This window comes from Mucilaginibacter sp., assembly GCF_036568825.1.
Lineage (GTDB): Bacteria > Bacteroidota > Bacteroidia > Sphingobacteriales > Sphingobacteriaceae > Mucilaginibacter.
Map to the genome: position 1 here is coordinate 175,370 of NZ_DATCRU010000007.1, position 7,560 is coordinate 182,929.

Annotated in this window: 6 protein-coding genes; all 6 read left to right on the top strand. The window is 41.1% G+C overall.

The annotated features are described in order from the left end of the window. Positions 1–9: 9 nt before the first annotated feature. A complete protein-coding gene (locus tag VIM89_RS02210) occupies positions 10–1,443 on the top strand; it encodes a RagB/SusD family nutrient uptake outer membrane protein (protein ID WP_488154489.1) in 1,434 nt (477 codons plus the stop codon). Positions 1,444–1,474: 31 nt separating this feature from the next. Beyond that, positions 1,475–3,034: a TlpA family protein disulfide reductase gene (locus VIM89_RS02215; RefSeq protein WP_488154490.1), complete on the top strand. Its 1,560-nt coding sequence runs from the start codon at positions 1,475–1,477 to the stop codon at positions 3,032–3,034. Positions 3,035–3,057: 23 nt separating this feature from the next. After that, entirely contained in the window at positions 3,058–3,507 is a 450-nt protein-coding gene (locus VIM89_RS02220) for a protein-disulfide reductase DsbD domain-containing protein (protein ID WP_488154491.1), read from the top strand. A 187-nt stretch (positions 3,508–3,694) separates the two neighbouring features. Further along, positions 3,695–6,403, top strand: coding sequence for a M16 family metallopeptidase (locus VIM89_RS02225; protein WP_488154492.1), 2,709 nt, complete (start codon positions 3,695–3,697; stop codon positions 6,401–6,403). A gap of 24 nt (positions 6,404–6,427) precedes the next feature. Continuing rightward, entirely contained in the window at positions 6,428–6,859 is a 432-nt protein-coding gene (locus tag VIM89_RS02230) for a GNAT family N-acetyltransferase (RefSeq protein ID WP_488154493.1), read from the top strand. Positions 6,860–7,152: 293 nt separating this feature from the next. Then, positions 7,153–7,560: hypothetical protein (locus tag VIM89_RS02235; protein WP_488154494.1), on the top strand; the 408-nt coding region annotated here is incomplete at its 3' end.

Genomic DNA, 7,560 nt, shown 5'->3' on the forward strand with positions numbered 1-7,560 from the left:
TTATTTATCATGAAATCCTTGCAATATAAAATAAAAGTGGCTATATTAATTAGCATTTTATTCGTTTCCTGCCAAAAGAAAGATGAGTTTTTAAGTCAAAAACCAACATCTAATTTAAATATTCCGGACAATTTAGTAAGCCTGCAGGCTATTTTAGATAGTGATGACCCGGTTAATGGGGTTATGTTCGAGTCTCCTGATTTAGACATTGTTTCTGCGGACGAATATGACCTTTCATTTTCAGCGTGGCAAGCAATTTCTATAAACCCAAAAGAATATAATGGTTATATATGGGCTAGCGATATATATAAAGGAGCTACCAAAATCATTGATTGGGATGATCCATATCAACAAATATTTTATTCCAATGTCGCATTGGAGGGTCTTGAAGGAATTGCTAAAACTGGTAACAATAGTCAACAATGGAATAATGTTAAAGGCAGTGCTCACTTTATGAGAGCTAATGCCCTATTCAATCTTTCTCAAGTGTTTATTCCGCCATATGATTCAAACACTTCCAAAACAGATCTAGGACTTCCTATTCGGCTAAGTTCCGATATAAATATTATCGATAAAAGATCTTCAGTTCAGGCAACATATGATCAAATAATATCTGATCTGAAGATAAGCGTGTTATATCTACCCAGTGATGTAACACTCAATAACCCTGGACGTCCCTCTAAAGCAGCGGCATACGGTTTATTAGCAAAGACCTTTTTGAACATGCATGATTATACGGATGCACGCAAGTATGCGGATAGTTGTCTAAAAATTCACGGAACCCTTTTGGATTACAATCAATATCCCAACCCTGTTACTCCTAATCTTACAATTCCTTTTTCGAATACAAACGCTGAAATATTATATCAAAATGGAGTTTCAAATCAAGCAAGCATTTTGTTTGAATTATTGTTAAGCGATCGTTTTGGTGACCAAGGATATACTGTGGACACTGCGCTTTATAGTTTATATTCCTCAAATGATTTAAGAAAAACTTTCTTCTTTAGGTATAACGGTCCTGACCAGATTAATCTGCGACCCGGGTATACTGCAAATACATCAACTTTTAAAGGAATTGCAACTGATGAGATTTATTTAATTCGGGCGGAAGCATCCGCCAGAACTGGAAGTATTTCTGATGCAATGGCAGATTTAAATACATTACTAAAAAATCGATATAATTCGTCAACTTTTATGGCTTCTACTGCAAGTTCTCCAGAAGATGCGCTGAATCAAATCTTAGTTGAAAGAAGAAAAGAATTGATTTTTCGCGGTACTAGATGGTCGGATTTGAGACGTCTAAATAAAGAGGGGTACAATATTACCATTAATCGTATGTTAAATGGCAAAAAATATACACTATCGCCTAACAGTCCTCTGTATGTATTACCAATTCCACCTGACGAAATTGCTTTAAGTGGTATACAGCAAAATCCGAGGTAAGCCCGCAGTTACTGAACGTAAAAAATTATATATGAAAAAATATTTAATAAATATATTCCTTTTCTGTCTGTTAATAACTTCGAATACAGTCAATGCTCAGAAACATCCAGATAATATTATTATCACAGGCAACTTGTTAAACCGAACGGAGGCAGATAGCACTGTGTACTTATTGTTTAATCCTAATCTTCTTTCGGGCAATGAACTTTTACCAACTACGAAAGAATTAATTTGTAAGAGCAAAAACGGCAGATTCCGCTTTGTCATTCCCGGTCTATATAAAGCAGTTTATATAACTATTGGCAGTAGAAAGAGAAAAGAAGGGATTTTAAATTATGGCCAGGGAATTGAGCAAGGGATGTTTCTTGATAATTTCTTTGCTTGTCCAGGCGATAATATATTTATGAACGTAGATATAGTCAACGGATGCATAGATTTCAAAGGAACCGGCGCATCAAAATATAGCTTTGCTTTCAATTCGAACAAAATTAAAAAGCAGGCTTCGGATATTTTTAGGTACTATGAGGGGCTCCAGTTAAACGAAAAGCTCAAAATAGCTGCTTTAACCGATGGACAACAATTTCAATCAATTGCATTGAGCAACATGGTGGCAGATTCTTTATATCACTTGCAGTTACATCTTTTATCAGCCATAGAGTCCAAGTTACGACGTAATGAATTTCGTTGGTTAAGAACTGATTTGCTGTACAGTTGGTACTATGAAAAATTATCTAATTTTTATCGACCGTTTGCCCAGGAAATTAATAACCTGACGCCTAGTAATTGCGGAAGCGAGCCAAATAAGACAATTATTAGTTATTATAACACTCATTTTATTGACCAACCCAAGCTTTTATTTCAATATACTAATTCCAGAGAACTTGTCAAATATTTAATATTAAAATCGATAGTAGATTCTAAATTGAAAAATAACCCGTATGAAATTCTCAAAAACAAGTACACTGGCGCTTTGAGGGATCAATTAGTTGCTACCTATCTGATCGAAGATTATGGTGGGCAATATGGCAACTTGCAGAAGGAATTATGTATTAAGGATGCGCTTTCTATAGTTAAGAGCCCTCCGCTTTTGAATTTGTTAAAAAGCACATATGATACTAATCGGGAGGGTGTTACCGCTTACGATTTTTCGTTAAATGACATGAACGGAAAAACAATGCGGCTTAGCGATTTTAAGGGAAAACTCGTTTTTATAGATTTTTGGTTTACAGGTTGTGGAGGTTGTATTGATTTTTATCAGAATGTTTTATCAAAGTTGGAAGAACATTATAAAAATGATCCGCGGGTTGTTTTTGTGACGATAAGTCCAGATAAGGATTCCGCTTTGTGGCTTAATAGCGTGGCCAAAGATATATATACTTCTCCAAGCTTACCTAATGTAATTAATTTGCATTCTTTAGTAGGCTTGCTAGATCCGGTTTTTCGAGAATATAATATTACGTCAATGCCTCGGCAAATGCTGATTGGTGGAAATGGCGAAATTTATAGCGCCGATAATCTTCGTAAATCTTCAGATGAATTGGTTCGAATAATCGACGTGGCACTTAGAAAACGAAATGATATTCTGAATTAGCCACACATATTTAAATAAACGTTATGAGGAATATAATTTTAGTATTAGTGTTGTTTCTCGTCAAGACGGCAAGTTGTTCGGCACAGATATTACATCCTGTAAAATGGTCTTATGGAGCTAAAAAAACTGGAGATAAGCGAGCGACGATATTCATTAAAGCCATTATTGAAAAAGGATGGCATATTTATTCAGTTCATCAGCCTAGAGGCGGTCCTCAAAAGACTTCATTTAACTTTGTACAAAGCGATCGGTACAAAATGGTTGGGGATGTTATCGAGCCGACTCCAATCGTTAGGTTTGAGAAGGTGTTCGGTATAAAAGTGAAATATTTCGAAAAATCCGTCATTTTTCAACAGAAGCTTCTGATGAATTCACCTGTAACCGTTGTCAAAGGGCACGTCAATTTTATGGTTTGTAATGATCACCAGTGTCTTCCGCCGGAGGATGTGGATTTTAGTATTCCGGTGAAATAAGCTTGGTTTTATTAGAAAAATTAAGGCTTTCTTAGGCAAGTCAGGCTATGCCTTTGCCTATTATGTAGGATAAAAATAAAAAGTTATGAATTTAGAAATGGCTTTTAATAAGCTGATAATTATTGTTGCCGCATGCATGCTGTGCGTCCAAACAAGTGCCCAAACTGTCAAGTTAAAGCTTGACCCCATGATAAGGACTGGAAAACTCGCCAATGGTTTTACGTACTTCATAAGGCATAACGAGGAGCCCAAGCACAGGGCGTTTATGTACCTGGTGAATAATGTGGGGGCATTGCTGGAGGATGACGATCAGCGGGGTTTAGCTCATTTTATGGAACACATGAATTTCAACGGCACGAGAAATTTTCCAGGCGGTGAATTGGTTGACTTCCTGCAACGGTCAGGTTTGCAGTTCGGGGCGGATATCAATGCTTACACGGGGTTTGACGAGACGGTTTACCAATTGCCAATCCCTGTGGACAAACCGGGAATGCTGGCTAAAGGCTTGCTGGTCATGCATGACTGGTGCCAGTATGCAACGCTTGACCCTGTTAAAATGGACAAGGAACGTGGGGTGGTCCTGGAGGAAGAGCGCTTGCGCAAGGGTGCCGGCGACCGCATGGAAAAGCAGTATTGGCCGATGCTGATGAATCATTCCCGCTATGCTGCTCGGGTACCTATCGGACTGGACACGGTAATTAAGCATTTCCAGCCAGTTACTTTGCGACGCTTTTATCAAGATTGGTATCGGCCTGACCTGCAGGCATTGATTATCGTTGGCGATGTGAATGCTGATAGCCTGGAAAAGGTGGTACGAAACCAGTTTTCAGACCTGAAAAATCCGGTACATGAACGGCCTCGACCGGATTATAAGATCGCTTTGAGCGGCAGGAATCAGTTCATGACGGTTACTGATCCTGAAGAGACGGTCACCAAGGCGCAGGTCATTATCAAGCATCCGAAATTGATCGTTAGAACTACTGGCGATTATCGCAAGTCTATCATCCGTATTTTATTTAACCAGATGCTCAGGGATCGTTATGCGGAAGCTGCACGCCAGGTTGACCCACCGTTTGTGCAGGCCAGCGCTTCGATAGACGATTTCATGGGTAATCTGGACAGTTATACCGTAAAAATGGTCGCCAGGCCAGGTGAATTGGAGCGAGGCTTTAAGGCGTCATGGCAGTTAACCGAAAGTGTAAAACGTTACGGTTTTACACCGGGCGAATTAATCAGAGCAAAATCGGTATACATGAGTCGCATGGAAGATGCCTTAAATGAAAAGGATAAAACGCCTTCTGCGGATTATGCCCGCGCTTACCAGCTGTATTTTTTAAAGCATAGCGTGGCGCCGGGGATTGAAACCGAGTATCGTTTGAGCCGTGAATTATTGCCTGGCATTACGCTGGCTGACGTCAACGGGGTTGCGGGACGATATATCAAAGACAGCGACCGGGATATATTGATACAGGCGCCTGCAAGGGATCTGCCATCAATGCCCACACGAACACAGGTGGAAAACTGGATGGCCGATGTCCGGCGTGAAAAGCTTGCACCTTACCGTGACGAACTGGCTGATAAGCCGTTACTGGCGGCTTTGCCTTTGCCGGGTCACGTAAAAAGCGAGACGCGTTTAGACAGCATAGGGGTCACCGGCTTTACGCTTAGCAATGGGTTAAAAGTATTTTTAAAACCAACAGCTTTCCGGGCGGATGAGATCAGCTTTATCGGCTTTGCGCCCGGAGGTACTTCCCTTGCCAGCGATAGTGATTATCAATCCGTTGTCAATGCCGCCACTGTTATCCCGGCGGGTGGGGCAGGCAATTATAATTTTACGCAGTTGGGGAAATATTTTGCAGGCAAAAAAGTTGGTGTTAAACCCTTTATCAATGAGCGATATCAGGGTATAAGCGGGTCGGCCAGTACAAAAGACCTGGAAGCTGCATTGCAGTTAGTGTATGCGTATTTCACCGAACCAAAGGAAGACACCGCTGTCTTTAGAAGCATTATTGCCCGCTCTGAAGCGAGTATTATCAACCGGGCAAACGATCCTGACGCGGTATTTAACGACACGGTTGCAACAGTTTTGGGTGATAATAATTTCAGGCGTACCGGACCTTCGCTTGCAAAATTAAGGCGTATAAATCTGGATAAGGCATACACATTCTTCAAAGAACGTTTTGCTGATGCTGGCAATTTCACATTCACGTTTGTCGGCAATATCGATACCGTTACTGTCAAGCCACTATTGGAAAAATATCTCGGCAGTTTACCGGCTGCCAAAATACACGAACAGGCCCGTGATCTCGGCATACATATACCGGCGGGTAGGATAAATAAGGTAATCAACAAAGGAACGGCTGCCCGGGCAAATGTCTTGCTAGTTTATTCAGGGAAATATGATTTTGATGCGCATTACGAGGTGGCTTTCCAGGCTTTAAAAGAAACGCTGCAAATACGTTTGATTCAGCGCTTAAGGGAACAGGAAAGCGGCGTTTACAGCCCGGGTGTATTTATCAGTACCTCTAAATATCCTCAGCCCCGCTTTAGCTTGTACATCCAGTTTGGCTGTGCGCCGGGCAATGTCGATAAATTGATCGCCGCCGCCACTGACGAGTTAACCAAAATCCGGCTTACTGGCCCTTTACAGTCCGACCTTGATAAGTGGCGGATAGAGGATAAAACCGCCATGGAAACCGATCTGCAAACCAATGGTTTTTGGCTTTCTTATCTAACAGGACAACTTCAAAATTGCGAGAATTTAGGGCAGATAAAAAACTATGTGAGCATACGGGATAGTGTTACTTCGCTGGCGGTAAAGGAGTTAGCTTCAATGTATTTAAACGATAATAATTTTATCCGGTTTGTGCTGTTACCGGAAAAAAGTCTTCAATAGCAATTTTACCTGAAACAAAATAAAATGATTCGTAAAGCTTCATATCACGATGCGCCGTTCATTAAACTGCTAATGCAAAAGTTGGGTTACAAAACGAGTAACAGCCTTTTGGTAGAGCAGTTAACGAATTTGTTTGATGGTATCCATCATGAAGTTTTGGTTTGCGATGATAAGGATGAGGTGACTGGTTTCGCGGTAATACACGTTTTGCCGCAACTGGCTTTTGATGGCAGACTGCTGGTCATCAGTTATCTTTCCGTGGATGAGCAGGTCAAAGAACAGGGTATTGCCCGGGCACTGGAAATATACATTACTGATCTGGCCAGGAAAAGGAAATGCGAGCGAATACAGGTGCATTGCGCAGAATGGCGTACCCAGGCGCACCGGTTCTTTTTGGGCCAAGGATATGAAGCCTACCCGCAGTACTTTACCAAAAGGCTGATGTATGGCGAATGAATAAGAAATATGAATACGACTTTTTACGCCGGACTAGGAATTTCTTTCTTGTTTCTCATTGGGGTTGCCTTATGGCTGGCAAGAGATTACTATAAAGAAAAAAAGAAATATCCATTTAAACATAAAAAGGAAAAGTGACTAATTGCACAAATGCGTTCTTTATAAGGTCAGTAATATAGTTAATTAAATCGAAGCGCCGCGGGTGCAGCGGCGTTTTCATTAGTTTAAGTTTAGTTTGATAGCGTTCCCGCTGTACTGGCGGAGCGCTTTTCGTAAGAGAACATGATTACTCTATGATAAAAGATTTTGCAGAACCATTATACGAGGAATTGACCACACGACTGAAAGAAACGCAGCCGGCACCGGACAACCCTACACGGCAGTTCAAAACTTGTCTCAAGTTTGTCAGGCATTCATTGGCCGACTTGGATACCTATATAGCAGCTCATCCATTCGAAAGTGAAACGGAAGAACGCCAATACGCAGAACAGGTGCTCCCCGGCTTCCGGGCATTGGAGTTTTATTATTACGAACTGATCTGGTTGGTTTGCAACAGGCCCATAGGTGACCGCTTTGAATGGATGGATTATTACCGCCAGGAACTGGAGGCAATAAGGCATTTTCTGAACCGTCATGCAGCATATTACCAGTTGTATAAATTCAAAAGCTTGGGGTTGGAAGATGTATTGGCAGACGGTGCC

Coding starts and splice junctions, on each gene's coding strand:
- VIM89_RS02210 (WP_488154489.1), top strand. CDS start 10: ATGAAATCCTTGCAATATAAAATAAAAGTGGCTATATTAATTAGCATT.
- VIM89_RS02215 (WP_488154490.1), top strand. CDS start 1,475: ATGAAAAAATATTTAATAAATATATTCCTTTTCTGTCTGTTAATAACT.
- VIM89_RS02220 (WP_488154491.1), top strand. CDS start 3,058: ATGAGGAATATAATTTTAGTATTAGTGTTGTTTCTCGTCAAGACGGCA.
- VIM89_RS02225 (WP_488154492.1), top strand. CDS start 3,695: ATGATAAGGACTGGAAAACTCGCCAATGGTTTTACGTACTTCATAAGG.
- VIM89_RS02230 (WP_488154493.1), top strand. CDS start 6,428: ATGATTCGTAAAGCTTCATATCACGATGCGCCGTTCATTAAACTGCTA.